At 72.7% G+C, this 26052-nt stretch carries 27 protein-coding genes; 14 read left to right on the top strand and 13 right to left on the bottom strand.

Translation table 11 applies throughout. The features are described 5' to 3' along the window. Nucleotides 1-62 precede the first annotated feature (62 nt). Complete coding sequence (dacB, locus tag B9W62_RS08245; protein ID WP_087806547.1) at nt 63-1418, top strand: D-alanyl-D-alanine carboxypeptidase/D-alanyl-D-alanine endopeptidase; 1356 nt, start codon at nt 63-65, stop codon at nt 1416-1418. Between the two features lie 65 nt (nt 1419-1483). Here the strand turns inward: dacB and B9W62_RS08250 are convergent, their stop codons facing one another. After that, nucleotides 1484-1927, bottom strand: coding sequence for an ATP-binding protein (locus tag B9W62_RS08250; protein ID WP_087806548.1), 444 nt, complete (start codon nt 1925-1927; stop codon nt 1484-1486). Nucleotides 1928-2012: 85 nt separating this feature from the next. On the opposite strand from B9W62_RS08250, the gene B9W62_RS08255 reads away from it, so the two are divergent. Together B9W62_RS08255 and B9W62_RS08260 are read left to right on the top strand one after the other, a co-directional pair. Continuing rightward, nucleotides 2013-2831 carry a helix-turn-helix domain-containing protein gene (locus tag B9W62_RS08255; RefSeq protein ID WP_179235391.1) on the top strand — a complete coding sequence of 273 codons (819 nt, stop codon included), beginning with the start codon at nt 2013-2015 and terminating at the stop codon, nt 2829-2831. Beyond that, nucleotides 2828-3070, top strand: coding sequence for a DUF397 domain-containing protein (locus B9W62_RS08260; RefSeq protein WP_087806550.1), 243 nt, complete (start codon nt 2828-2830; stop codon nt 3068-3070). The genes B9W62_RS08255 and B9W62_RS08260 overlap by 4 nt, the downstream gene beginning before the upstream one ends. Here B9W62_RS08260 and B9W62_RS08265 read toward each other — a convergent pair. Next, nucleotides 3015-4532, bottom strand: a complete 1518-nt coding sequence (locus tag B9W62_RS08265; protein WP_087806551.1) for a carboxylesterase/lipase family protein — start codon at nt 4530-4532, stop codon at nt 3015-3017. The genes B9W62_RS08260 and B9W62_RS08265 overlap by 56 nt on opposite strands. A gap of 150 nt (nt 4533-4682) precedes the next feature. Between B9W62_RS08265 and B9W62_RS08270 the strand changes: the two genes are divergently transcribed. Then, complete coding sequence (locus tag B9W62_RS08270) at nt 4683-4997, top strand: STAS domain-containing protein (RefSeq protein ID WP_087806552.1); 315 nt, start codon at nt 4683-4685, stop codon at nt 4995-4997. 17 nt (nt 4998-5014) lie between these two features. On the opposite strand, the gene B9W62_RS08275 is transcribed toward B9W62_RS08270, so the two are convergent. Continuing rightward, nucleotides 5015-5893 (bottom strand): SDR family NAD(P)-dependent oxidoreductase, encoded by an 879-nt coding sequence (locus tag B9W62_RS08275; RefSeq protein WP_087806553.1) that lies wholly within the window; start codon nt 5891-5893, stop codon nt 5015-5017. 65 nt (nt 5894-5958) lie between these two features. Here B9W62_RS08275 and B9W62_RS08280 point away from each other — a divergent pair, with 65 nt between their 5' ends. Further along, nucleotides 5959-6597 (top strand): TetR/AcrR family transcriptional regulator, encoded by a 639-nt coding sequence (locus B9W62_RS08280; RefSeq protein ID WP_087811817.1) that lies wholly within the window; start codon nt 5959-5961, stop codon nt 6595-6597. Nucleotides 6598-6612: 15 nt separating this feature from the next. Here B9W62_RS08280 and B9W62_RS08285 read toward each other — a convergent pair whose 3' ends face one another. Together B9W62_RS08285 and B9W62_RS08290 are read right to left on the bottom strand one after the other, a co-directional pair. Further along, complete coding sequence (locus B9W62_RS08285; RefSeq protein WP_087806554.1) at nt 6613-7326, bottom strand: hypothetical protein; 714 nt, start codon at nt 7324-7326, stop codon at nt 6613-6615. Nucleotides 7327-7489: 163 nt separating this feature from the next. Then, on the bottom strand, nt 7490-8047 hold the full coding sequence (locus B9W62_RS08290; RefSeq protein WP_087806555.1) for a GNAT family N-acetyltransferase: 558 nt from the start codon (nt 8045-8047) through the stop codon (nt 7490-7492). Between the two features lie 215 nt (nt 8048-8262). Between B9W62_RS08290 and B9W62_RS08295 the strand changes: the two genes are divergently transcribed. Both B9W62_RS08295 and B9W62_RS08300 read left to right on the top strand, forming a co-directional pair. Then, on the top strand, nt 8263-9051 hold the full coding sequence (locus B9W62_RS08295) for a tetratricopeptide repeat protein (protein WP_179235962.1): 789 nt from the start codon (nt 8263-8265) through the stop codon (nt 9049-9051). Nucleotides 9052-9163: 112 nt separating this feature from the next. Continuing rightward, nucleotides 9164-9787, top strand: coding sequence for an SUKH-4 family immunity protein (locus B9W62_RS08300; RefSeq protein ID WP_087806556.1), 624 nt, complete (start codon nt 9164-9166; stop codon nt 9785-9787). Nucleotides 9788-9874: 87 nt separating this feature from the next. Here the strand turns inward: B9W62_RS08300 and B9W62_RS08305 are convergent, their stop codons facing one another. After that, complete coding sequence (locus B9W62_RS08305) at nt 9875-10204, bottom strand: hypothetical protein (protein ID WP_087806557.1); 330 nt, start codon at nt 10202-10204, stop codon at nt 9875-9877. 123 nt (nt 10205-10327) lie between these two features. Between B9W62_RS08305 and B9W62_RS08310 the strand changes: the two genes are divergently transcribed. Then, complete coding sequence (locus B9W62_RS08310) at nt 10328-10720, top strand: VOC family protein (RefSeq protein WP_087811819.1); 393 nt, start codon at nt 10328-10330, stop codon at nt 10718-10720. Nucleotides 10721-10813: 93 nt separating this feature from the next. Then, nucleotides 10814-10996 carry a hypothetical protein gene (locus B9W62_RS08315; RefSeq protein WP_087806558.1) on the top strand — a complete coding sequence of 61 codons (183 nt, stop codon included), beginning with the start codon at nt 10814-10816 and terminating at the stop codon, nt 10994-10996. A 33-nt stretch (nt 10997-11029) separates the two neighbouring features. Here the strand turns inward: B9W62_RS08315 and B9W62_RS08320 are convergent, their stop codons facing one another. The 6 genes from B9W62_RS08320 to B9W62_RS08350 form a co-directional block, all read right to left on the bottom strand. Then, nucleotides 11030-11716 (bottom strand): helix-turn-helix transcriptional regulator, encoded by a 687-nt coding sequence (locus B9W62_RS08320; RefSeq protein ID WP_087806559.1) that lies wholly within the window; start codon nt 11714-11716, stop codon nt 11030-11032. Between the two features lie 193 nt (nt 11717-11909). Beyond that, nucleotides 11910-12836 carry an AraC family transcriptional regulator gene (locus tag B9W62_RS08330; RefSeq protein ID WP_087806560.1) on the bottom strand — a complete coding sequence of 309 codons (927 nt, stop codon included), beginning with the start codon at nt 12834-12836 and terminating at the stop codon, nt 11910-11912. An 89-nt stretch (nt 12837-12925) separates the two neighbouring features. Further along, a complete protein-coding gene (locus B9W62_RS08335) occupies nt 12926-14479 on the bottom strand; it encodes an alpha/beta hydrolase (protein WP_087806561.1) in 1554 nt (517 codons plus the stop codon). A 150-nt stretch (nt 14480-14629) separates the two neighbouring features. Further along, on the bottom strand, nt 14630-15400 hold the full coding sequence (locus tag B9W62_RS08340) for a copper homeostasis protein CutC (RefSeq protein ID WP_087806562.1): 771 nt from the start codon (nt 15398-15400) through the stop codon (nt 14630-14632). Continuing rightward, on the bottom strand, nt 15397-16968 hold the full coding sequence (locus tag B9W62_RS08345) for a M81 family metallopeptidase (RefSeq protein WP_087806563.1): 1572 nt from the start codon (nt 16966-16968) through the stop codon (nt 15397-15399). The genes B9W62_RS08340 and B9W62_RS08345 overlap by 4 nt, the downstream gene beginning before the upstream one ends. A gap of 46 nt (nt 16969-17014) precedes the next feature. Beyond that, complete coding sequence (locus B9W62_RS08350; RefSeq protein WP_087806564.1) at nt 17015-18244, bottom strand: ROK family protein; 1230 nt, start codon at nt 18242-18244, stop codon at nt 17015-17017. A gap of 211 nt (nt 18245-18455) precedes the next feature. Here B9W62_RS08350 and B9W62_RS08355 point away from each other — a divergent pair, with 211 nt between their 5' ends. From B9W62_RS08355 to B9W62_RS08375, 5 genes are all read left to right on the top strand, one after another. Further along, nucleotides 18456-20264 carry a peptide ABC transporter substrate-binding protein gene (locus B9W62_RS08355; protein ID WP_087806565.1) on the top strand — a complete coding sequence of 603 codons (1809 nt, stop codon included), beginning with the start codon at nt 18456-18458 and terminating at the stop codon, nt 20262-20264. Between the two features lie 67 nt (nt 20265-20331). Next, the gene (locus B9W62_RS08360) at nt 20332-21291 is read left to right on the top strand and encodes an ABC transporter permease (protein ID WP_087806566.1); all 960 of its coding nucleotides are present in this window, start codon (nt 20332-20334) and stop codon (nt 21289-21291) included. After that, complete coding sequence (locus B9W62_RS08365; RefSeq protein ID WP_087806567.1) at nt 21288-22184, top strand: ABC transporter permease; 897 nt, start codon at nt 21288-21290, stop codon at nt 22182-22184. Before B9W62_RS08360 ends, B9W62_RS08365 begins: the two co-directional genes overlap by 4 nt. Continuing rightward, on the top strand, nt 22181-23923 hold the full coding sequence (locus B9W62_RS08370) for a dipeptide ABC transporter ATP-binding protein (protein WP_087806568.1): 1743 nt from the start codon (nt 22181-22183) through the stop codon (nt 23921-23923). Before B9W62_RS08365 ends, B9W62_RS08370 begins: the two co-directional genes overlap by 4 nt. Beyond that, on the top strand, nt 23920-24870 hold the full coding sequence (locus B9W62_RS08375; RefSeq protein ID WP_087806569.1) for an ROK family protein: 951 nt from the start codon (nt 23920-23922) through the stop codon (nt 24868-24870). Before B9W62_RS08370 ends, B9W62_RS08375 begins: the two co-directional genes overlap by 4 nt. Here B9W62_RS08375 and B9W62_RS08380 read toward each other — a convergent pair. Further along, nucleotides 24867-26036 (bottom strand): YihY/virulence factor BrkB family protein, encoded by a 1170-nt coding sequence (locus B9W62_RS08380; protein WP_179235392.1) that lies wholly within the window; start codon nt 26034-26036, stop codon nt 24867-24869. The two genes, B9W62_RS08375 and B9W62_RS08380, sit on opposite strands and share 4 nt — an antisense overlap. Nucleotides 26037-26052: the final 16 nt, after the last annotated feature.

A 26052-nucleotide genomic window follows, 5' to 3' on the forward strand; every position in this document is an offset into this window, starting at 1 on the left:
TGGTAGCGTGCCCAACGCTTCACCCCCACAGAACGAAGTAACCGATCTTTGGACTTCACTTCATGACTGGTACGCCAGACGAAACCCCCACTCACACCTTCACCCCGGGCGGACGGCGCAGGCACCGCAAGGCGAGAGTGAGCCGCGTCGGCGCACGCCGGGCCCTCGTGCTCGCGATGGCCGTGCCCGTGGCCTCCGCCACCCTGGCCGGGACCTCGGCCTTCGCCGCCGACGACGCCGCCGCGAAGCCGCAGGGCATCTCGGTCGACGACCTCGCCGCCGACGACGCGCAGCTGGTCAAGAACCTCAACGAGCGCCTCGCGGACGAGCGGCTGGGCACCGACGTCAGCGGCGTCGTGCTCGACGCCGACTCGGACACCGCCCTGTGGGACCACAACGGCTCCACCGCCCTCATGCCGGCCTCCAACGCCAAGCTCGCCACGGCCACCACGGCCCTGACGCTGCTGGGCGCGCACCACGAGTTCACCACCAAGGTCGTCTACGGCGAGGGCACCCTCACCCTCGTCGGCGGCGGTGACCGCACCCTCACGAGCGAGGACGTCGCCGCGCTGGCCAAGACCGCCGCCGACGGGCTCAGGGCGGCGGGCCGGACCGACGTCCAGGTCCGGGTGGACGACAGCCTGTTCGCCGACCCGAGCCTCGCCGAGGGCTGGAACGAGGGCTACTACCCCACCGAGATCGCGCCGGTCCGTTCCCTCGTCGTCGACGGTGCCGCCGTCCAGGACACCTCGATCGACGCGGGCAAGGTCTTCGCGAACAAGCTCGCCGAACAGGGCGTCACCATCACCGGCGAGGTGGGCCGTACGACGGCGAAGCAGTCCGACGTGCCGGTGGCGCAGCACAAGTCGGCGCCGCTGTCGGACATCGTCAAGAAGATGCTCAAGACCAGCGACAACAACATCGCCGAGACCCTGCTGCGGATGAGCGCCGTGGAGCTGGGCAAGCCGGGCACCTTCGAGGCCGGCACCGCGCTGGTCCGCCAGGTGCTCAGCTCGTACGGCATCTCCCTCGACAACTTCGAGATGCACGACGGCAGCGGCCTCTCCCGTGCCGACCGCATCCCGGCCGCGACGCTGGCGCAGCTCCTCGACGCGATCACGGAGTCCCCCGCCCTGGGCTCGATCCTGGAGGGACTGCCGGTCGCGGGCGAGGCCGGGGCCAGCCTCGGCCCGGAGTGGGGGCGCTTCGACGACCCCAACTCGGAGTGCGCCGTCGGCAAGGTGCACGCCAAGACCGGCACGCTCACCGGTGCCATCGCCCTGAGCGGTGTCACCCGCACCGACGACGGAGACTGGCGGATCTTCTCCTTCATCGAGAACAACTCGACGGCCGACCCGAGCGACATCAAGGACGCCATGGACGGCCTCGCCGCGACGGTGAACGGCTGCTGGGCCTGACCCGTCGCACCTGACGGAGCGTGGAGATCCGGTGAAGGCCCCCGGGGGCAGACGGGTGTGCCCCGTCAGTCCGCCGGGACCCCGCACTCGAACCACACGACCTTGCCGGGCTCCCGCTCCGTCACCCCCCACTTGTCCGCCAGCTCCGACACCAGCAGCAGCCCGCGCCCGCCCTCGTCCGACCCGTCCGGGTCCAGGGGCACCGCCGGTACGCCGCCCCCGCTGTCGTGGACCTCGACGCGTACACCGTCCCCGCCGGGCAGCAGCCCGAGCCGCAACAGGAAGCCCCGGCCGGGCGGTACGCCGTGCAGCAGGGCGTTGGTCGCCAGTTCGCTGACGCACAGCACCACGTCGTCAGCGCGCCCGCGCACGCCCCAGTCGGCGAGCGTCTCCCTCGCGAACGCCCGCGCGGCGGGTACGGACCGGCGCTCACGGCGGTAGAAGCGCTCACGTGGGGACGGGGGTGGAGTTTCGTTGTTCACGTGACGAGGATCACGCTCCGTGGTCATGATGAGACAGTGCGCATGGCCGTACAGCCGGTCTGTACGGGTGCGCGTTGGTGAACGTACGCGCGCGGGTGGGGAGTTCGACCTCATGGGCACGACGACACGGAGGAACGCCTCCGCGATGAAGATGGTGGGCGCGCTGCTCGCCCTCTACCGGCAGGCGGCGGGACACACCCAACGCTCCCTGGGTGAGCGCTTCGTCATCGGCGAGCAGCAGATCGCCTCGATCGAACAGGGCCGACGCCCGCTGAAACCGGACCTCGCCGAGCAACTCGACGAACTCCTGGGGACCAAGGGGGCGTTGTCCATCGCGCTGAGCAAGATGCCGGAGGTGGACCTGGTTCCGTTGTGGGCGGAGGAGTTCCTGGACCGGGAGCGGGAGGCCATCGCGATCTCCTCGTACGAGAACCAGGTGTTGCCGGGTCTGCTCCAGACGGAGGCGTACGCGTGGGCGGTGTTCCGCAGCCGCGTGCCCTTCTACGACGAGGACACGATCGCCCGGCTGGCGGCGGCACGTATCGAGCGGCAGGGGATCCTCCAGGGCAAGGAGCCGCCGATCACGTGTTTCGTGGTCTGGGAACCCGTCGTTCGGGCACCGATCGGTGGGCGGACGGTCTGGCGCGAGCAGTTGCGGCACCTGCGCGCGTGCTCGGAGTTGCCGGGGCTCATGTTGCAGGTCCTGCCTCAGGACCGGACGAGTCACGCGGGGCTGAACGGCCCATTCGTGCTGCTGGAGACGCCCGAACACCAGCGGCTCGCCTACACGGAGAATCAGCGCGGCAGCCACCTCATCGCTGACGCCGATGAGGTGGCGATCCTTACGCAGAAATGTGCGATGCTGCGGTCTCAGGCCCTCACCCCCGAGGACACGAGGGAACTGCTGGACCGTCTCCTGGGAGAGCAATGAGCAGCACCGCACTTCGGTGGTTCAAGTCGAGCTACAGCGGCAGCGACGGCGGCAACTGCATCGAAGTCGCCTACGAGTGGCACAGGTCCAGCTACAGCGGCGACGAGGGCGGCAACTGCGTCGAGGTGGCCGTCGAAGCCACCGCCATCCACATCCGCGACTCCAAAGCCCCGCAGGGACACGTCACCGTCGGACCAGGCGCCTGGGCCGCGTTCCTCGGGGCGTACGGGGCTCGGTGACGTCGGCCTTCCACAGGTCGTACGCGGCGTCGAGCGGACCGTGGGCCGTGTGCGGGTCGCCGTCTCCGAAGACCCGCACGGGGTGCGTGGCGTCCCAGGGCGCCCAGCCGGGGTCGCCGTACTCCACGAACCGCACCCACGCCCCGTGCATCGCGTCGGCCAAGTCCTGCGGAGCGCCCTCGCCCGCGAGCCTGCGCGCGTCGGGGCCGTCGCCGGAGTCGAAGACGAAGCCCAGTTCCAGGGCGTGGCAGGCGCCGAGGTCGGGCAGGTTGGACGGCCAGGCGAACTCGTAGACGTGCGAGGAGCCGGGCCGCGCGTCGGCGACGCGGTGCATCGGGATGCGCAGCAGGTGGTCGGTGACGAGCTGGCCCACGATCTCGGCGGCCCCCGCGTCGGGGCGCGCCGCGCGGTAGCCGCGGACCACCTCGTTGCCGCAGTGGCAGCGGGCGCGGGCGCCCGCGAGGGCCACCGCGCCGAGGCGGTCGACGCGTTCGAGGAGGCCGCCGGGGACCAGCCAGAGCCGGTACTCGTCGCGGGTCCAGCCCATCATGAGGTCGACGCCGGGGGCCGCGTCGCCGTCGACGAGCGCCTCCAGCGGGTCGCGGGGCAGGACGTCGCCGTCGACGACGAGGCCGAAGCCGGGACCGCCCAGTACGGGGCTGCTGAAGCGGCCCACCTCGGCTTGGACCCGGAGCAGCTGGCCGCGGTCGGCGGCGGCGAATGCCTCGGCGGTGGCGGGGATCTTCAGGCGGGAGGCCATGCGGCGGACCATGCGCCGCACCTTGTCGCGGTCGGAGGCCTCGGGTGCGCCGCTCTGGAGCACGGCCCGCCGGAAGAGCCCCTGGGCCGCGGGTGCGGCGAGGAGCGCGCCGGTGCTGATGGCGCCCGCGGACTGGCCGGCGACGGTGACCCGGTCCGGGTCGCCGCCGAAGGCCGCGATGGAGTCCCGCACCCACTGGAGGGCGGCGATCTGGTCGCGCAGTCCGGCGTTGGCGGGGGCGTCCGGGAACAGGCCGTAGCCCTCCACACCCAGCCGGTAGTTGATCGACACGCAGACCACGCCGTCGCGGGCGAAAGTGTGGCCGTCGTAGACCGGTACGGCGGAGGATCCCCTGGTCAGGGCACCGCCGTGCAGCCAGACCAGGACTGGCAGGCGGGCGCCGGGGCCGGGCTCGGGGGTCCAGACGTTCAGGTTGAGGCAGTCGTCGCCGGGGATCTCCGGGTCGGAGAGGTACTGGGCGAATGCCTCGGAGTACGGCGGTTTCGGCGCCGTGGGGCCGAAGGAGCCGGCGTCGCGGACGCCGTCCCAGGGCTCGGGAGGCAGGGGTGGACGGAACCGGCGCGGTCCGAAGGGGGGCGCCGCGTAGGGGATGCCGCGGAACACCGCGACTCCGTGCTCGTACCTGCCGCGTACCGCACCGTGGACCGTTCTCACCACGGGGTTCGTCTGGCCTGACCGCATGCGCCCACCAGCCCTTCGCCGCACTCTCGTACCGCTCAGGACACAGCGCCGGGCCGCCGGGATCTATTCCGGGCCGCCGCTGCCGTGGCGGCTGGGGGACAATGGAGGCGACGCACACCGGGTACGCACTGCGCCACCGAGGAGGCTGTCGTGACGGACGCACCCGTGAGGATCGCCGAGGCCGACGGGCGGCACGTGGTGCTGGCCTTTTCCGGGGACCTGGACGCCCCGGCCCTGGGCGTGCTGGAGGAGCTGCTGCTCGACCCGCGGCTGCGGGAGCCGGGGGCCTGGACCCTGGAGATGAGCGGCCTGGAACACATCGACCTGGCCTGCGCCTACGCGCTGCTGCGGACGGTGACCCGGACGCCGGAGCCGGTCACCCTCACCGTGCGGGGTGCCCGCCCGTCGGTCCACCGGACGCTGCGGCAGGCCGGGCTTGACACGGTGGCGGCCTTCACGGCGTAGCGCACCGGTCGTCGTGGTCAGGGGGTCCGTGCCGGGCGCCGGGACCGGTGACTGGCCGCGAGCAGCCTGTCCATCAGGCGGTCGGGGAGCAGGCGGGCGAGGGGGACGGTGAGTGCGGCGTCCCTGCCGAGGGTGTACCGCGTGCGCGGCCGGGGGGTGGTGACCACGTCGGCGATCCTCGCCCCGGCCTTCGCCGCGGGCAGGGCGCGTTTCAGGAAGGCGGTGTTCGAGGCGACCGTCGATCTGACCAGGCCGCCGTAGAGGCGCTGGTGCTCCGGACTCATCCCGTCGGCGAGTCTCAGGGAGACGTCCCCGCTGTGTGCGGCCATGTCGGTGCGCACACCGCCCGGCTGGACCACCACCACTTGGACGCCCTGGTCCCTGACCTCCCGGCGCAGGGCGTCGCTCGCGGCTTCGAGGGCGAACTTCGTCCCGGCGTACGCACCGAAGATCGGGAGCGCGGCCACCCCGCCGACCGAGCTGATGTTGACGATCCGGCCCCGGCTCCGCCGCAGGAACGGCAGCAGTTTTTGGATGACGGCGATGTGTCCGAAGAGGTTGACCTCGAACTGCTCGCGCCACTTCGCCAGCGGCAGCACCTCGACGGGTGCGTTGACTTCGATGCCCGCGTTGTTGATCAGGGCGCGCAGTGCTCGTCTCTCGGGGTCGTCGGCGATGCGCTCCGCGAGCGCGTCGATGTGCCGGGGCACGGTGATGTCGAGGACGACCGGTTCGACGCCCGCGGCGCGGATCGCGTCGGCCTCGGCGTCGGTGCGTACGCCGGCGAGGACGTGGTGGCCCGTCGAGGCGAGTGCGCGCGCCGTCGCGGCTCCGATGCCCGTCGAGGCCCCGGAGACGACGACGAGCTCTTTCTTGGGCGGACTGGATTCGGACATGGCGTCAATGTAGACAGTGGAAACACAGTAGTCAATGGCAACATTGGCTCGGTATGCTGGTCCGCATGCCCGACCCCTCCTCCGACCCCTCCCCGCAGCGGCCCTACCACCACGGCAATCTCCGCTCCGCCCTCCTCGACGCGGCGGAGCGCGGCCTGCGGGAACGCGGCGCCGGTCAGCTCTCCCTCCGGGACCTCGCGAGGGAGATCGGCGTCAGTCACGCCGCACCGCGCCGACATTTCGCGGATCGCCAGGCGCTGCTCGACGCTCTCGCCGAGGCCGGCTTCGGCCGCCTGGGCGCCGCCATACGCACGGCGCTGGCCCAGGGCGGCGGCGAGCGTCCGTTCCCGGCGCGGGTGCGGGACGCCGTGGCGGCGTTCGCGCACTTCGCGACGGAGAATCCCGCCCTCTACGAGCTGATGAACTCCGGCAAGCACCGCCCGGGAGCGGACGACGTCGCGCGGGCGGCCGCCGCCGCGTTCGACCAGATGACCGAGCTGATCAGGGAGGGCCAGGCACACGGCGCACTGCGGGAGGGTGACCCCGAAGAGGTCGGCATCATCCTCTACGCCACCGTCCAGGGCATCACCACCATGGTCAACAGCCGCATGATCGAGGCGGAACGGCTCGACGGGCTCGTCGACACCGCCGTCGCGCAGTTCCTGCGGGGCGCCCGCCCGCCCTCGGAGCCGAGCGAGGGCTGAACCGGGCCGTCGAGGTCAGCCGCCCACGTCCACGTGGTTGTCGGGGGCCCCGTCGCCGAACGGGGGCAGGTCGCCGCGCTCGACCGGCGTGGCGGGCGCCGGTTCGGCGGAGGGCAGGAGACGTTCGGTCTCGGCGGCGTCCGGGCGGTGGGCGGCGAGGGCGGCCGCGCGCAGGACGTCGCGCGGTACGGCGTCGGTCTCGGCGGACACGCGCACGACGTACCCGTCCTCGGGCAGCGCGTACTCGTGGCGTCCGGCACCGGTGCGGTACCAGGCCCCGCCGTCGCGCTCGCAGGTGGTGTGCTCGCCGGACATGTCGCCGACGGGCTGCTCGGGACAGGTGCCGGCGGTGATGGCGCCCCGGTCGACGGCGAGCCGAAGCAGCGCGTTGGTCTCGCCGTCGACCCAGGTGGCGGAGAAGCCGTCGTCGCCGAGGACGCCGACGGACTGCTGGGCGAGGGTGAAGCCGGGGGCCTCGGTGACGTAGACCAGCTCGGGGGCCACCCCCATCGCCTGGGCGCGGGAGGCGAGTTCGCCGGTGCCGGGGGCCGCGGCCGGACCGGCGGCGGAGGCGGAGGCAGGCGCGGAAGCGGAGGCAGGCGCGGAAGCGGAGGCAGGCGCGGAGCCGGCGGCCGACGGGCCGGGGTCGCCCGCCTTCTCGGAACCGCAGGCGGTGACCAGCAACGGGGCCAGCACCAGCACCGGCAGGACACGCGCGTGACGAATCATGCGGCCATCCTGCCGTACAGGTGTTCCCCCGGGGGCGGCTTCGGTCGGACCTGGACGACGTGGATGACCTGGGCGACCCGGATGACCTGGGTGACCTGGATGATCAATTCCGAGGGGTCAGTGATCCTCGTTCACGCGTTCGCGGGCAGTCCCCGGAGATCATCTACACCGTCACGCGAAGGTTCGCCCACTCCTCGCGGAGCATCCCGAAGAGCACGCTGTCGTAGCGCTTCCCGTCCAGCAGCACGGCCGACCGGCGGCGGCCCTCCTCACGGAAGCCCAGCCTGGTGAAGGCGCGCACGGCACGCTCGTTGCCGCTCCAGGTGTCCAGCTCCAGCCGGCTGAGGCAATACGCACCGAACAGGTGGTCCACGAGCAGCCGCAGCGCGTCGCTACCGTGGCCGCGCCCCCAGAACTCCCGCTCGCCGATGGTCACTCCCAGCGTGGCCACACCGGAGTACGGGTCCAGATCCCGATAATCGGCCATGCCGATCACGCTTCCGCCCGCCAGGTCCTCGACCGTGAACACGGCCGACTCCCTCGGGTTCAGACGCAGCATGGTCTCGAAGCCGAGACCGATCGCCTCCGCCGTGACCGGGCCGAAAGACGGGTCGCCGGCCGTGGCCCAGCGCACCACCTCCGGGTCGTTGCGCCACCGAAGATGATGCTCCGCGTCCTCGGAGCGCAGCGCACGCAGCCCTACCAGCTTTCCTTCGAACATCGCGCCACTGTAATCGACCGCAGCACCCCTGAAGCCGGCGCTGTCCGCGCGAACGCCCGCCACGCGTCTCCTTCAATCGGTCCTGGCAGTCGCGCTGCCCCTGGGAATCGATCGCCTGGTCCAGACCCGCCCGCGCGCCGAGCAGCCTGTGCGGCATCCGTATGCTCCCGGGCATGAGACTCTTCCGGTCGCGCGGCCGAAGCGACGCCGAACGAATGACGGGGACACCCGTGGCTGAGGCCAAGGCCCTTTACGAGGCCGGGCGTTACGCCGAGGCGGAAGCCGAAGCCCGGAGCGTGAGTCGGTCGCGGCCACGCGACGACGTGTACGGAGCCGTGGCACTGAGCATCGCCGCGATCGCGACGGGTGCCCAGGGCCGCCACACCGAGGCTCTCGCCACCTACGACGAAGCGCTGCCCGCCTTCGGCAGGATATTCGGAGCCGACCACTGGCTGACCTTGAAGTTGCGCTCGGACCGCGCCCAGCAGATGACCTCGCTGGGCCGGTACGCCGAGTGCGAGGCGGAATGTGCTGCCGTCGCCCGGGCCGCGGTGCGCGGTACCGGCCCCGAGATGGCACGCCTGGCAGCGGGCGCCCGAAACGGACTGGTCTTCGCCCTCAATGCGCAGGGGCGGCACCAGGAGGCGGAGGCGCTCGCCCGCGAGGCCCTGGCCGCCCATGGCGAGCGTGACCGGATGTCCTTGGTCCTGAAACTCGGCCTGGCTCGCAGCCTCAACGGCCAAGCCCGCCACGAAGACGCCCTCGCCGAGGCACGGGGCGCGGAAGAGCTGTACCGCGCGCTTCCCGACCCCCAGCGCCTGCCAGAAACAGGCGCCGTCGAACTGGCCTTCGCCAATGCCCTGTTCGGGTTGCGGCGCGTTCCCGACGCCCGTCGTCAGGCCACGGTCGCCCACGATGCCTGCCTGGCCTCCTTCGGCCCGGACCACCGCCGCACCGTCGAAGCCCGAACGCTCCTCGAGCGCATCGACGGCACACACCCGTAGTCCACGGGTCTCCCCCGGCCCGAGGTCCTGCACATGCGCACCGAGACAGACACCTTCCGCCGGTAGGCTTCCGGTCCGGCACCTTCGCCGCACCGATTTCGGAGTCCCGACAGTGCTTTTCGACGTCACCCGCGGCGAACTCGCCGAGGTCTTCGGCGAGGACGGGACCGCGTCCATCCCCGCCAGCGCCTTCCCGCCCCCCACCGGGGACAGCGCGGGCGCCCGCCTCCTCCAGAGGGTCGGTGTGCCCACCGGAACGCTTCTGCTGCGTCAACCCGGCGAGGACAACGGCCTGCTGCCCCTCGTGCAGGAGGTCGTCCACATCGAGGACTTCGAGAACGCCCCGCAGGACTCGGGCGCGTGGCCCGTCATCGGCTGGCTCCTCAACGCCCACCTCGCGCTCGACCCGGCCTCCGGCGCGGTGCACGCCTTCGACGCCGACGAGGAGACCGTGGAACAACTCCACACGGACGTCTCATGCCTCATCCAGGTCACGCTGCGCTTCCAGCGCCTGCTGGCGGAGTTCACCTTCAGTGACGGTGACGGTGACGGTGACGAGGAAGCCGACTTCGAGCGCCTTGAGCGCGAAGTCGAGCGCATCCGTCAGGAAACGAGCAGCGTCGACCCGCTCCCGTTCCAGGACGACGAGACGGTCTGGTCGGTGGTCGCCGAGGAGATCGCGGCCGGCCAGCGATTCCGGGGCACCGGTCCGGGAGCCCCCTCGCTCCACGGGTGATCGCCCTCTCGGCCTGCCTCGATACGTCTCCGAGCAGACAACGGTGTCCGTCAACCGCGGCTCGCTCACCCACGTAACGAAGCCGTACTAGGGCTGGTGGGCGGCGGCGTCCTTCGTCAGCTTCACGGCCTGGCGCAGGCTGAGTCCCGGGGCCGCCTCGCGCAGGGTCTTGACGGCCCGGACGGAGTCGACGGGGCCCTCGTGTCCGGCCGCGGCGAGGCGTTCGTGCACCCAGCGGGAGCGCAGTGCGGCGTCGGGCTCCGCGGCGGCCTGATCGACCAGGGCGGCGGCGCGCTCCAGTCCGGGCCGTTCCTCCGGCGTCGCCTCGGCGAGCGCCTGACGGAGGCGGTGGGCGACGACGTCCGTGTCCCGCAGGACGAGGACGTTGAGTTCCGGTGGGGCGAGTCGTCCGAACATGCAGCCATGATCGCCGGGACACCCCGTGCCGTACAACGGACTTGAGGAGCATCTGAGGCGCGCGGCGGCCGGGTGACCGTTTTCTTCAAGACCGGGGTCGCGCGCCCCGCCTACGGTGGCCCCATGACCGCACGATTCAACGCCATCGGCCTCATCGTCTCCGACATGGCCGCCTCCGTGGCCTTCTACCGCCGGCTCGGCTTCGCGTTCCCCGAGGGTTCCGAAGGACAGCCGCACGCCGAGGCCGCACTGCCGGGCGGCATCCGGCTGCTCCTGGACACCGAGGACTCCGTCCGTTCCTTCACCCCCGGCTGGCAGCCACCGGCCGGGGGCGGACGGCACTCCCTCGCCCTGCTGTGCGACACGCCCGAGGAGGTGGACGCCTGCTACGCGGAGCTGACGGGTGCCGGGTGCAAGGGCGAGCGCAAGCCCTGGGACGCCCCCTGGGGACAGCGGTACGCCGTCGTCAACGACCCGGACGGCCACGGCGTCGACCTGTTCGCGCCGTCGGCTTGACCTCGACCAAACTTGAGGTCGCAGGCTGAGCGGGACGTTGTCTCCAGTGAGGGGTTCGGCCCATGCACGCCCCGGACCGCCACGGTCAATCGGGTGCTCGGCGAACTCCGCCCCCGTGTCGACGGCGTGAGGGTCGACGGGGCGGGCGGGCTCACCGTGAGCTGGGAGCCCGGGTTCCGGCTCGAGGTGTTCCCCGACTGCTCGGGGCGGATCGAGGCCTGGCGGGTGCTGGTCCCCGGGGGAGCGCACCACGTCTTTCCGCCGGGCCTCGACTGATCACCGCGTACCGCGTGCTCCGCCGGACCCGCCCTACCGGCCGCGCAGCAGTTCGCCGGGCGGCAGGCCCGCCAGGTCGCGTACGTCCCGGGCCAGGTGGGCCTGGTCCGCGAAGCCGGTCAGGGCGGCCGTCTCGGCGAGGGGTGTGCCGTCCCTCGCCAGGGTGAGGGCGCGTTGCAGCCGCCGTACGCGGGCCAGCGTCTTGGGGCCGTAGCCGAAGGCGGCCAGCGAGCGGCGGTGCAGCGTGCGGGCTCCGATGCCGAGGGCGTCGGCGGTGGCGGCGACCGGGCGGCCCGCGTCGAGGGCGGCGACGATCCGGACCAGCAGGGGGTCGGGCGGCCCGGTCTCGGCGGCGCGGGACAGCGCGGCGTCCTCCAGGCCGGTCGCCGGGTCGGGGGCCGCGTTGACCCGGGCGGTCAGGTGCCGTGCGCGGCCGGCCGGCCAGAGGTCGGTGAGGTCGACGCGCCGGTCGCGCAGTGCGTCGGCGGGGACGCCGAGGAGGGCGGGCGCGGTGCCGGGGTAGAAGCGGACGCCGGCCCAGGTGCCCGGGGCGCCCCCGGTCACGTGGGCGCGGGTGTCGGGGCCCGCGACCAGGAGACGGCCGTCGTACCAGAGCAGGTCCATGCAGCCGTCGGGCAGCACCCGTCCGGGACCGGACCCGGTCGGGGTGTTGGTCCACACCACGGCACCGGTCAACCGGGACGCCCGTTCCGCGTACACGCGTGCCAGGTTAGCCCCGGCGCCATGCCCCGGCAGGGCAGGGTACGTGGAAGTGGGCGTCCCGGCTGACCGGGGCGGGTGGTGCGGGCGGGGGCGGGGATGTGTTGCCCGGCGTCGCGGGGTACCGCTGCGCCCACCCGTGCCGCCCCAGCGGCACGATTGCCCGCAGCCGGGGCGGCTGGTGTGCCGCAGCTCAGGTCCGGTACTCCTGCGGGCTGACCCCGTACACCCGCTTGAAGGCCGCGGACAGCGCGAATGCGCTGCCGTAGCCGACCCGGCGGGCGATCGCGCCGAGGGTGTCCTCGCCGTCCCGCAGCCGGTCGGCGGCCAGGGCGAGGCGCCAGCCGGTGAGGTACGCCATGGGCGGTTCGCCGACCAGGTCGGTGAAGCGGCGGGCGAGCGCGGCACGGGACACCCCGGTCTTGGCGGCGAGCGACGCGACGGTCCACGGGTGCGCCGGGTCGTCCTGGAGCAGCCGCAGCGCCCGGCCGACGACCGGGTCGCCCAGGGCCCGGTACCAGGCGGGGGCCTCGGCCGACGGGCCGGCGAACCAGGCCCGCAGCGCGGCGATGACCAGCAGGTCCAGGAGCCGGTCCAGGACCACCTCCTGGCCCGGCTCGTCCCGCGTCACCTCCGTCATCAGCAGCGGTGTGAGGGGGTTGTCCCAATCCTCGGAGGTGAGGGACAGCAGCGGAGGCAGCGCGTCGAGGAGCCGGCCGCCGATCTCACCGCGGACCAGGTACGTGCCGATGAGGAGGACCGCCTCGCCGTCGGCGCGGTCGCCCCAGGTGCGTACGCCGAGGTCCATCGAGCCGTTGAGGGGCCGCCCGTCGGGGTAACTGCACGCGCCGCCCGGCAGGATCACCGCCTGCGGGGCGGTGCCGGGGTCGTCGGCACAGACGTACGGGTCGGGGCCGCGCGCGACGGCCAGGTCCCCGGCCCGCAGCCGCAGCCGCTCCCCCGTGTCCGGCACGATCCAGGCGTCGCCGCGGACCATCAGCATCACGGTCAGCGGCGCCTGATCCTCGACGCGCACCGCCCAGGGCGGGTCGAAACAGGCGCGGATCATGAAGGCGCCACGGGCCCGGGGGCCCTCCAGCAGTCCGGCGAGTGCGTCCACGGTGCCAGTGTCCCAGTGGCCCGGTGTCCCGGTGTCGGTGTCCCGGTGTTCCGGCTGACGGCCGCCCGGCGGATCCGTACGTACGGGCCTCAGGACATGCTGCCCCGGCACACCGTCCCCGCGGCCGGGGTGCGGCCCGTGCGGAGGTAGGTGTCCACCGCCTCCGCGACGCAGCGGTTCTGCGGGTATGTTCCGTGGCCCTCCTCCTCGGCCGTCAGGAGCACGCCGACCCCGTCGCCCAGCGCGCGGGCCATGTGGCGGGCGCCGGGAAACGGGGTGGTCGGGTCTCCGGTGCCGCCGACCACGAGGACGGGAGCCGCACCGTCGGCACTCACCCGGGGCCTGACGCGCTCGCCGTCGAACGGCCAGTCGTAGCAGAGGTAGACGCCGTTGGACCAGGCCTCGCCGAAGACGGGTGAGGCGGCTTCGATGCGGGCCGCGTCCCTGTCGAGGCGTTCGAAGCCGGGGCGCAGGCTGGAGTCCGCGCAGGTGATCGCGATCAGGGCGGCGCGGCTGCTGTCGTGCGGACTCGACGCGCGGTCGGCGGAGCCGGTGCCGTCCGCGCCCTCGCTCAGCGGACCGGCGTCGTTGTGGTCGATCAGCGCGGTGAGGGCCTTGGCGAGCGGCGGCCAGCCGTCCGTGCCGAGGTCGAGATAGTCGCTGACGGTGTGCGCGAGGTCGTCGGCGTCGAGGTTGTTTCCGCCGCCTGCCGGGGCGGGCGTCTTGGCCAAGCGGTCGGACAGGCGCGCCATGCGTCGCGCGGCCTCCTCGGGCCCGTCGCCGGTCGGGCAGTGGCGGATGCGGGCCGCGCAGTGCGCGGCGAACCGGTCGAACGCCGCCTGGACCGCCTTGACCTGCGACAGCTGCTCCTCGCTGAGGTCCTCGGTCGGATCGACGGGCGCTTCGAGGACGAGCCGTCCGACGTGCGACGGGTAGAGGTGGGCGTAGGCCGCGCCGAGCGCCGTTCCGTACGAGACGCCGAAGTAGTGCAGCCGCTCGTCGCCGAGGAGGTAGCGCATCAGGTCGAGGTCGCGCGCGGTGTGCGTGGTGCCGATGTACGGCAAGAGCGCCCCGGAGTGCTCGGCGCAGGCGTCTGTCCCGTCGAAGCCGGTGTCGTCCGCGGTCTTCCCGCAGCGCACGGGGATGGTCGCGCCGACGCCGCGCGGGTCGAAGGAGACCAGGTCGTAGCGGTCGAGGAGCGGCTTGTACTGATTGAGGCGTTCGGGCAGTCCGCGCACGCCGGACACGCCGGGACCGCCGAAGTTGAGGACGAGCGAACCGATACGCCGGGCGTTCGGGCCGGTGGCCTTGCGGCGGATCAGGGCGACGTCGATCGTCCTGCCGTCCGGTTTCCGGTAGTCGAGGGGAGTCTTCATGACGGCGCATTCGTAGGCCGTGCGCGCGGTCGGCGGCGAGGTGCAGCGGGACCAGTTCAGGCGCTGGCCGGTGGTGAGCCCGGCGGGCAGACCGGGGGGCGGGTTGTCCGCGGTGAACTCCGTACGCGGCTGCGCACTCCGGCCGGAGGCGTCGTGCTTGAGCCAGGCGCCGACGGCCCCGATCGCGACCAGGACGACCACGCTGATGATCCGCACACCGACCGAGAGACCTGGTCTGCCGCCTCGTTGCGAACGCACGTCACTCATAGACACCCCCGCACCCCCGGCACCCCCGCGCTCCCCGCACTCCGCGCACACCCGCCCGCGGACGCCCGTCCCGCGCCCGCATGCCCGTGATCGACCGATCGTCGAATGGGTGCAGAGTACGCCGGGCGCCGGTTACGGACCCTCCCGCCCTCAGGCCGCCGTGTCCAGCGCCCGCCTCGCCGCCGCGACGACCGTGCCGTCGGTGACGAAGTGGGTGTCGTCCTCGGCGGAGGTGCCGCCCGCGCCGAGCGGCACCCAGCCGGCCGCGCGCCGGGGCGTGGCCCGGGACTTGGCGGACAGGTGCACCGAGCCGGCGCCCGCCGCCAGCAGGCCGGCGATGTCGCCGGGCCGCACCCCGCCCCCGGCGGCCACGTCGACGCCGGGGGCCGCGGCGGCCATCGCGGTGAGCACGGCGGTGCCCTCGATCGCGGTGGGCGCGCCGCCGGAGGTCAGGACGCGGGTGATGCCGAGTCCCGGCAGCGCCGCGACGGCGGCCACCGGGTCGCTCGCCTGGTCCACCGCCCGGTGGAGCGTGACCTGCGCGGCGGGGTCGGTGTCCCGCGCGCTGCCCACCAGCGCGGCGAGGGCGTGCGTGTCGAGGGCGCCGTCCGGGGTCAGCGCTCCGACGACGACGCCGTGGGCGCCCGCGCGCAGGGCGGCGCGCACCTCCGCGGCCATCAGGGCGACCTCCTCGCCGTCGTACACGAAGTCGCCGGGGCGGCAGCGGACGAGGACGTGGACGGGCGGCCCGGACGCGACGGCCGCCTCGACCGTCGCGGTGGAGGGGGTCAGGCCGCCCAGTTCGAGTCCCGTGCACAGTTCGACGCGGTCCGCGCCGTTCTCGCGGGCGGTGCGGGCACCGGCCGGGGACACGACGGCGATCTCCAGGGAGGAGGTGCCCGGGGGACGGTCGGTGCTCATTCGTCGGCTCCGGTCAGGGGCTGGTCCGCGGCCGGGATCAGGCGGGCGGACAGGTCCGGGTCGGCCATGGCGGGGTCGAAGGGGAACATGGGCCGGCGGATGCGGTGGTGGCCGAGGCGGACCAGGTCCTGGTCGACGCCGCCCGGGGTGAGGGCCATCTTCCAGTCGGCGGCCATCGCGAACAGCTCGGGCTCCAGGTAGCCGATCTTCACGACGACGATGTCGGCGCCGCGCGGGTCGAGGTCCAGGTCGGTGAAGTCGTGCTCGTGGTGGTACGGCTTGCGCAGCTCGGTGAGGATCACGTACGCGCTGCCGACCCGTATCACGGCCTCGGTCCGCGCGTCGCGGTCCCCGTGCCGGACGGCGTGCACGACGCCGGTGAGGGTGACGGGACCGGCGTGCCGGTCGTCGACCTCGGCGCCCGCCGTCACCGTCACCGTGGCGCCGACGCCCGCGGCGGCGGCCTGCCGGACGGCCTCGGGACCCGGCACCGAGGCGTACAGGACGGTCGGTCCGTCCTCCTTCTGGAACTCGGGGCGGGCCAGCAGCCGCGTCAGGCCCCAGGTCACGTCACCGGCACCGCCCGCGGTCGGGTTGTCGCCGGTGTCGCTGACGTAGTACGGGCGTCGCTCGCCCGCGAGGGCCTCGTCCAGGATGGCGTCGAAGGTGCCGGTGGGGGCGACGAAGTCGAAGTCGTGGCGGGCTGCCCAGAAGCCGCGGGCCAGTTCCTCGGCGCCCGCGGACACGGCCTGCTCGTCGTGGCCGGTGACGACGACCGCGGCCCGGTTGCGGGGCTCGTCCGCCCAGGCGTAGCCGACCCAGATCGCCGCGTCGATCACGCCGTCCGCCGCCTCGACCCCGGCAACGGCGCCGTACACGCTCTTCGCGGGTTCGATCCGGGTGGAGGTCTGCTCGCCGGCCAGCAGGACGGGGACGGGAACCCACGCCTTCAGCGGGCGGGGGGCGCCGGAGGCGAGGTGCGCCAGCAGGTTGCGTACGGCGCGTTCCTTGGTCTCCATGTGGTCCTCGTGCGGGGCCATCCGGTAGCAGGTGATCAGGTCGCTGCGGTGGACGAGAGCGCGGGAGACGTTGCCGTGCAGGTCCATGGAGGTGGAGACGATCACGCCGTCGCCGACGACGGAGCGCACCTTCTCCAGGAGCAGGGCCTCGGCGTCGTCGATGCCCTCGACGGTCATGGCGCCGTGGATGTCGAACCAGAGGCCGTCCAGCGCGGGCAGTGCGGCGAGCCGGGTGAGGAGTTCCCCGGTGAGTTCCTCCCAGGCGGCGGCGGTGACGGTGCCGCCCGGCAGCGACTTGCCGACCAGGGCGCCGTGCCAGTCGGCCGCCTCGCGCAGTTCCTCGCCGGGGGCGAGGAAGGGGTAGCGGTCCAGGACCTCCTGGCCGCGGGAGGGGTGGAAGGCGGGCGCCCGGGTGCGGGCGGGCGAGAAGGTGGACGACTCGATGCCCAGACCGGCGATGGCGACGACGGGGCGGCGGGAGGGAACGCCGGCGGGAGTGCCGGCGGGCGTGCTGGTGGCGGTGCTGGTGGCGGTGCTGGGGTGCGACATGGCTCCTCGTTCGTGCGGTGGTGCGGGGCGGTGCGGGGGCGTTGGTTCAGGGGGCCGGGGCCGCCGGGGCCGGGAACCGGTCCGGGTCCAGCTGAGCGCCGCCGACCTGGCGCAGGGCCTGGGCCAGGGCCCGCTGGAGGGCGAACTGCCCGGCGCCCAGGAGGCCGGCGTCGGCGCCGAGCACGGCGCGCTCGATGGCCAGGTGCTCGGTGACCAGCGGGTGGCAGCTCTCGTAGAGCTGGCTGCGGACGGCGGCGACGAACGGTTCGACGGTGGAGAGGATGCCGCCCAGGTAGACGGCGTCCGGATTGAAGAAGTTGACGTTCGCGGCGAGCACCTGGCCGAGGTAGTCCCCGGCCCTGCGCACCGCCCGGTTGGCCTCCGGGTGCGCGTCGGTGGCCAGCCGCACGACGTCCTCGGCGGTGCTGACGTCGACGCCCTCGTCGCGCAGCACCCGGACGAGGGCGGCGCCGGAGGCGACCGTCTCCAGGCAGTCGGTGTTGCCGCAGGAGCAGGGCATGTGGGCGCCGCGGGCGATGCGGATGTGGGTGATCTCCCCCGCCGCGCCCGTGCCGCCGCGGTAGAGCCGGCCGTCCACGAGAGCGGCGGCGCCGATCGCGGTGCCCATCTTCACCATGATCACCTGCTGGTGGCGTCCCCGGCGGGCGGTGTGCTCGCCGACCGCCATGCAGTTGGCGTCGTTGTCGGCGACGGCGGGGACCGCGAAGCGCTCCCGGAGCCAGGCTTCGACGGGGAAGCGGTTCCAGCCCGGCATGCGGGAGGGCTGCACGACGCTTCCCGTCGCGGTGTCGACCGGGCCGGGCAGGGAGAGGCCGACGCCGCGCAGCCGTGCCCTTCCGTGCCGTTCGACCAGTTCCTCCAGGGTGGCCGCGAGCCGGGAGAGGGCCGCCTCCGGGCCGTCGGCGATCACCAGCGGCACGGTGGAGACGTCGCGCAGCTCGCCGCCCGGCAGGACGACTCCGACGCGGGCGTGTCTGCCGCCCAGGTCGGCGGCGACGGCGAACTCGTCCTGGCCGCCGAGCCTGAGCACCTTGCGCGGGCGTCCGCCGGTGGAGGACTGGGTCCCCTCCTCGGCGACGAGGCCGTGCTCCACGAGCTGCCCCACGGCCACCGAGACGCTGGAGGCCGCGGCGCCGAGCAGCTCGGCGAGCTGGGCCCGGGAGGTCGCCCGTCCGGACGCGATCAGTTCGAGGGCCCGCGCCGCCAGCGCCGAGGTGCCTGCCGCCTTCCGCCCCCGCGTACTTATTTCATTCATGTACGTGCTTACTTCCCCATGGTCGGTCCGATGCAGACAGTACGCCTGAAACGGCGTCCCGTGAATGGCGGTCAGTGCAGTAATTCGCGGCTATGACAGCGCCCGGACTTTTTTCAGAACCGGAGATACTTAGTTGTTACGAAACTTTGTTTGTCACCTGCACCGGGTCAGGCGTTAGCTGACCTCCAGGCCACTCACCTGGAGGAGATACATGTCCCCTGCTCGCACAGCGACACGCCGACGCCGGGCGCTCGTCGTCGGCGCATGCGCGGCCGTGGGCGTGCTGCTCAGCGGCTGCACGGGCGGCGTGTCCGCGCCCTCCGGCTCGAAGAACGAGATCAACTACGCGCTGCCGGCGAACTTCACCCCCAACTGGATCGTGCCGATCGGCACGCCGGGGCACCTCAACACGAACAACGCCTCCATATCCCAGGTGCTGTGGGAGCCCCTGATCGCCTACGACGGCTCCACCGGCGAGATCGGCTGGAACAAGGACAACTCGCTGGCGACGGACGCGAAGTTCGCCGCGGACAACAAGAGCGTCACCATCACCCTCGCCGACCGCCACTGGAGCGACGGCGAGCCGGTCACCTCCCGGGACGTCGAGTTCTGGTTCAACCTGGTCAGGGAGAACAAGAAGTCGTGGGCCAGCTACAGTCCGGGCAAGGCCCCGGACGTCTGGTCGTCCTTCGAGACCATCGACGACCGGCACTTCACGCTCGACTTCGACCGCGCCTACAACCGGCAGTGGATGCTCGCCAACGAGCTGAGCATGATCCGCCCGATGCCGCAGCACGTGTGGGACAAGACCGGCGACTCGGGGGCCGTCTCCGACCTCGACCGCACCCCGGCCGGCGCCAAGAAGGTCTGGGCGTACCTGATCGACGCCGGCAAGAAGATCTCCCACTACGCGAGCGACCCGCTGTGGAAGACGGTCAGCGGGCCGTACACGCTCAAGTCCTTCTCCACCTCCGGCCGGGTCGAGCTGATCGAGAACGAGAAGTACGACGGCGGGGGCGCGGCCCACGTCCGGCAGATCAACCTGCTGTCCTTCACCACCGTGGCCGCCGAGGAGAACGCGCTGCGGGCCGGCACGGTCGACTACGGCTACATCAAGGCCTCCGACCTGGGGATCAAGAAGTCCTTCACGGACCTCGGCTACCACGTCGAGCGGTGGTCCGGCTGGGCCGTCACGTACATGCCGTACAACTTCAACAACCCCGAGATGGGCGCGGTCTTCCGGCAGTCCTACGCCCGGCAGGCCATCCAGATGTCCGTCGACCAGAAGACCCTGGCCAAGGTGCTCTACAACGGCACCGCCGTACCCACCTACGGCCCCGTCCCGCAGGGGCAGGCGTCCGCCTTCCTTTCCGGCGAGCAGAAGGCGGAGCCGTACCCGTTCTCGACCGCCGAGGCGCGCAAGCTGCTGACCGACCACGGCTGGACCGAGCAGGACGGCACCATGGTGTGCACCTCACCGGGCGAAGGCGCGGGGCACTGCGGCGAAGGCGTCGAGAAGGGCACCGAGTTCAGGATGCGGGTGCTCTCCCAGTCCGGCTCCACGGAGACGGACAACATGATGAGCGCCCTCCAGTCCTCCTTCGAGGAGACCGGCATCGACTTCGACATCAAGACCGCACCGGTCAACTCGGTCCTCTCGCAGACCGGGCAGTGCGAGGAGGACGACCCCGCCTGCAAGTGGCAGCTCTCCTTCTTCGGCAGCGCGGGCAGTTGGTACTTCCCCGCCTACCCGAGCGGTGACGCGCTGTTCGCGAGCGGCGGCGGCTCCAACTTCGGCAGCTACTCCAACCCCGAGGTGGACGAGCTGATCGACCGGACCACCACCTCCTCGTCCCCCGACGCCATGCTCGACTACAGCAAGGCCCTCGCCGAGGACCTGCCCGTCATCTGGCTCCCCGAGCCCGACTACCAGGTCTCCGTGATCAGGGACGGACTCGGCGGATTCGCCCAGGACTCCCTCGCCAACTTCCACCCCGCCATGTGGGCGTGGACGAAGTGAGGCCGCGCCCGGCCCCGCTCACCCGCAGCTGCCCCTGCCCCGTCCGCACCCAGTCACCCGGAAACCCATGAGCACATACTCCTTCCTGATCAGGCGGGTCCTCCAGGCCCTGGCGGTGGTCCTTCTCGTGACCGTCGTGGTGTTCTGCCTGCTGCACGCCCTGCCCGGGGGCCCCGCCCGCGGCATCCTCGGCCCGCAGGCCACCGCCTCGCAGATCGCCGCCTTCAACCACGAGCAGGGGCTCGACAAGCCGCTGCCGGTTCAGTACGTGTACTACCTGAACCAGCTGATCCACGGCGACTTCGGCATGTCGTACACCCTCAACGAGCCCGTCTCCCAACTGATCACCGAACGGCTGCCGAAGACGCTGCTGCTGACCGTCCTGTCGGCGGTCGTCGGCCTGCTGGTCGCGGTGCCGCTCGGCGTGTGGCAGGCCGTGCGCCGCAACAAGCCGGTCGACTACGTCATCACCACGCTCAGCTTCATCGCCTACTCCACCCCCGTGTACTTCCTGGGCCTGATCCTGGTCCTGGTCTTCAGCCAGGTCCTGCCCTGGTTCCCGGCCCAGGCGCCCCAGGGCAACAGTGTCTCGGATGTGCTCTCCCAGCCCCAGGGACTGGTGCTGCCGGTGGTGGCCGGCGCGGCCACGATGGTCGCCGTCTTCAGCCGCTACATGCGCTCGGCCACGCTGGAGAACCTCTCCGAGGACTACGTGCGCACCGCGCGGGCCGGCGGCTCCCGCCCCCGGGCCGTCCTGACCCGGCACGTCTTCCGCAACTCGCTGACCCCCGTGGTGGCCATGCTCGGCTACTACGTGCCGGTCCTCTTCGGCGGCGCGCTGGTGGTGGAGCAGCTCTTCAACTACCCCGGAATGGGCCTGCTGTTCTGGACCGCAGCCCAGTCCTCCGACTATCCCGTGCTGCTGGGCTGCGTCCTGGTCATCTCGATCGCCACGGTGACCGGCACCCTCCTGGCCGACGTCCTCCAACGCGTCATCGACCCCCGAGTGAAGGCAGGTCGGTCATGAGCAGTTCCCTCGCCTCCGTGGACGGGCTCGCCGCGAAGCCCGCGCGCGCCGCCTCCGGCACCCGGCTCGCGGTCCGCCGCTTCCTGCGCAACCGCCTCGCCGTGGTGGGGCTCGGCGTGGTGGTCTTCTTCGTCCTCTTCTGCTTCGTCGGCCCGCTGATCTACTCCACCGACCAGACCCACACGCTGCTCCAGCAGGTCAACCAGTCGCCCAGCGGCGCCCACTGGCTCGGTACCGACGCGGTCGGCCACGACGAGCTGGGCCGGCTGATGTACGGCGGCAAGGTCTCGCTGATCGTCGGCCTGTCGGCCGGTGTCCTCGCCACCGTCATCGGCACCCTGTGGGGCGCCGCGGCCGGCTACGCGGGCGGCTGGATCGACGCGGTCATGATGCGCGTGGTGGACGCGGGCATCGCCATCCCCGCCCTGTTCATCCTGCTGGTGGTCTCCGCCATCACCACCCCGGACCTGACCGGCCTGGTCCTCATCCTCGGTCTCATCTCCTGGCTCGTGCCGTCGCGGCTGGTGCGGGCGGAGACCCTGACGCTGAAGAACCGGGACTTCGTCCTCACCCTGCGCGCGATCGGCGGCGGCCACACCCGCGCCATCACCCGGCACATCCTGCCGAACTCGGTGTCGACCATCATCGTGGCGGCCACCTTCCAGGTCGCCGACGCGATCCTGCTGGTGGCCTACGTCTCCTACCTCGGCCTGGGCGTCCAGCCCCCGTCCACCGACTGGGGCGGCATGCTCTCCACGGGGATGACCGCCGCCTACTCGGGCTACTGGTGGCTGATCGTGCCGCCCGGCCTCGCCATCATCCTGGTGGTGTGGGCGTTCAACGCGATCGGAGACGGACTCCGGGACGCATTCGACGTGAGGGGGCGAGCGTGAGCGCCGTTCGACGACCGGCCGCCGACACTCTCGGCGGGCACATCCTCGACCTGGACGACCTGGGCGTCGTCTTCACCACGGAGACCGGCCCGGTGCGGGCCGTGCGCGGCGTGTCCCTGCACGTCGCGCCCGGCGAGACGCTCGCCCTGGTCGGCGAGTCGGGCTCGGGCAAGTCCACCGTCGCGCTGGCGGCCATGGGGCTGCTGTCCGGCAACGCGCGGGCCACCGGAAGGGCCGTCGTGGACGGCACGGACATCGTGGGCGCCGACGAGGAGCGGCTGTCCGGGCTGCGCGGATCGACCGTCTCCATGGTGTTCCAGGAACCGGCCACCGCGCTCGACCCGCTCACCCGGGTCGGCAAGCAGATCGCCGAGGTGATCCGCAACCACCGCCGGGTGTCCGCGGCGGACGCCGCCGCGCGCGCCGTCGAACTGCTCCGCCGCGTCGGCATCCCCGAGCCCGAGCAGCGGGCCCGCGCCTACCCCTTCCAGCTCTCCGGCGGCCAGCGCCAGCGCGTCGTCATCGCCATGGCCATCGCCAACGAACCGGCGCTGCTGATCGCCGACGAGCCCACCACCGCCCTCGACGTGACCGTGCAGGCCGAGATCCTCGACCTGCTGCGGCGGCTCGCGGCGGAGACCGGCACGGGTGTCCTGCTGGTCACCCACAACATGGGGGTCGTCGCGGACTTCGCCGACCGGGTCGCGGTGATGTACCAGGGCGCCATCGTGGAGACCGGGCCCGTCGAGGACGTCCTGCTGCGCCCCTCGCACGACTACACCAAGCGGCTGCTGTCCGCCGTACCGCGGCTGTCCGTCGCCGAGACCGCCGGGTCCGACGAGCGGCGGACAGCCGGGGCCGACGCGCCGGACACCGCTCCGGACACCGCGCCCGCCGGACAGCCGGCGGTGGAACTGACGGACGTCTCGGTGGTCTTCGGCCGCGGGAAGCAGGCGGTGCACGCCCTCAAGGGCGTCTCCTTCGCCGTCCACCCCGGGGAGACCCTCGGCCTGGTGGGCGAGTCCGGCTCCGGCAAGTCCACCGCGTCCCGGGTGGCGCTCGGCCTGATCGCGCCCACGGACGGCTCGGTCACCCTGTTCGGCGCCGACCTGGCCCGTACCCGGGCACGGACGAGGCGGGCGCTGCGGGCCGGGATCGGCGTCGTCCTCCAGGACCCGGTCGCCTCGCTCGACGCCCGTATGACGGTCGGCGAGTGCGTCGCGGAACCGCTGCGGATCCACCGCAGAGGACTGTCCGGCAGGGAACGGGAGTCCCTGGTCGCCGCGGTCCTCGACCGGGTCAGGCTGCCGCGGGAGGTCGCCCGGCGCACGCCGCGCGAGCTGTCCGGCGGCCAGCGCCAGCGGGTGAGCCTGGCCCGCGCCCTGGTCCTCGAACCCCGGCTGCTGGTGGCGGACGAACCCACCAGTGCCCTGGACGTGAGTGTGCAGGAGGCGGTCCTCGAGGTGATCGGCGAACTACAGGAGGAGCTGGGCTTCGCCTGCCTCTTCGTCTCCCACGACCTGGCCGTGGTGCAGCAGTTCGCCCGCCGGGTGGTCGTGATGCGGGCGGGGCGGGCCGAGGAGCAGGGGCTCACGTCGGCGACCCTGCTGCACCCCGAGACCGACTACACCCGGCGCCTGCTGGCGGCGGTGCCGGTGCCCGACCCCGTCGTCCAGCGCGGGCGGCGGGCCGAGCGGCTGGCGACCCTCGCGGCCGGGCGGACGGAGGAGCAGGGGTGAGCGGTCCCGACACCGCGGTCTTCGCCGGGGTCGACATCGGGGGCACCACCACGCAGGTGGTGCTCTGCGACGAGGAACTGAGGGTGCTCGACCGCGCGGAGGTGGCCACTCCGGCCCGTTCCGGCGGCCGGGCGATGATCGCCGCGACCCTCGACGCGCTCGCCGTCGTGCGGGCGCGCACCCCCGGCCGGCTCACCGCCGTGGGGGTGGGCGCGGCCGGAGTGGTCGACGCGGCCTCCGGTCACGTCCTGGTGGCGAGCGACTCGTTCACCGACTGGGCCGGTTTCCCCGTGACCGCCGCCCTGAGTACCGCACTGGGCGTGCCCGCCTTCCTCGACAACGACGTCAACGCGTTCCTGCGCGGCGAGATCGCGTGCGGTGCGGCGGCGGGCGAGGAGGACGTCCTGGGCATGACCCTGGGCACCGGAGTGGGCGGTGCGCTGTGGACGGGGGGCGCGCTGCGCACCGGAGCGCACGGTGCGGCCGGCGAGATCGGCCACATCCCCGGCTTCGGCGACCTGCCGTGCACCTGCGGCGGCCGCGGCCACCTGGAGACGCTGGCCTCGGCCCGTTCGCTGCGGGCCCGCTACGGCGAGCGCACCGGGCGGGAGCTGACCGCCCGCGAGGTGGCCGAGGCGGCCCGGAACGGGGACGCCGACGCGCACGCCGTGTACGCGGCGGCGGGCGCGGGTGTCGCCCGGGCGATCGTGATGACCGCCGGCCTCGTCGACATCGCCACGGTCGTGATCGGGGGCGGCGTCAGCGGCGCCTGGCCGCTGCTGGAACCGCTGATCCAGGAGCCGCTCGCCGCCGAGCCGCCGATCAGCGGCCATCCCGTCAAGCTGCTGCGGGCGGCCCTGGGGGCGGACGCGGTGCCGCTGGGCGCGGCGGCCCGGGCACGCCACGAGCTGACCGCCCGCCCGACCCGCCCCGGACCGGCGTCCTAGGAGGCCTCCGGCTTGCCGTGACCGTGGCCGTCGTCGTGGTCGTGGTGGTGGGTGTGGTTCGCCGGGGGCGGGGTCTTCGGGTGGGTGCGCAGCCGGGCCGTGACGTCCTCGGGGGGCAGGAAACGGGACCAGCGCTCGGGGAACTCGGAGGGCATGTCGGGGTCGCCCCCGCCGTTCGCCGAGGTGCGGGCGACGTACTCGGCGACCTGGGCCTGGCGCAGCCGCTCGTTGGCCTCGCGGGCGGCCGCGGTCGCGGCGGCCGGCCACACCCGGTCGATGGCCGCGTTGACCGCGGCGCCGACGAGCACCGCGAACGCGGACACGCCGATCCACAGCAGCACGGCGACGGGCGCGGCCAGGGAGCCGTAGATGGTGGGGCCCTCGACGGTGCTGGTGAGGTAGATGCGCAGCAGGAAGCTGCCGAGCACCCACATGGCGAGGGCGACCAGCGCGCCGGGGACGTCCTCGATCCACGGGGAGCGCACCGGCACGGACACGTGGTACAGCGTGGTCAGGAACGCCACCGACAGGATGATCACGACCGGCCAGTACAGCACCTGGACGACCGTCGTCGACCAGGGCACGACCCGTACCACGGCGTCCGGTCCCGCCACCATCAGCGGCAGCGCGATCGACCCGATCAGCAGGGCCACGATGAACAGCAGGAAGGCCATCAGGCGGGTCCTGACGATGCCCCGGACGCCGTCGAGGCCGTACATCACGGTGATGGTGTCGATGAAGACGTTCACCGCGCGGGAGCCCGACCACAGGGCGAACAGGAAACCGATGGAGATGACGTCGGGCCGGCCCCCCTTCATCACGTCGTCCAGGATCGGCTCCGTGATCTGCTTGACGCCCTTCTCGGAGAGCACCGCGCGGGAGGCGTCCAGGATGTTGGTGCGCAGGCTCTCGGTGGTGTCGGCGCCGATCCAGGAGTCGACGTAGCCGAGCAGCCCGAGCAGGCTCAGCAGCAGGGGCGGCACCGAGAGCAGGGTGAAGAACGCGGCCTCGGCGGCCAGGCCGAGGATGCGGTACTCCATGCACGAGTTGACCGTGTCCTTGAGCAGCAGCCAGGCGGTCCTGCGTTTGGAGACGTTCCGGTACAGGACCCGGGCGCGGTGGAGCCGGCCCGAGGGCCGTTCGGGGGATTCACTTGCTGGCTGCACGCCCTAAAGGTATCCG

Source organism: Streptomyces sp. CS113 (assembly GCF_002188365.1).
In the GTDB taxonomy this organism is placed as follows: domain Bacteria; phylum Actinomycetota; class Actinomycetes; order Streptomycetales; family Streptomycetaceae; genus Streptomyces; species Streptomyces tendae.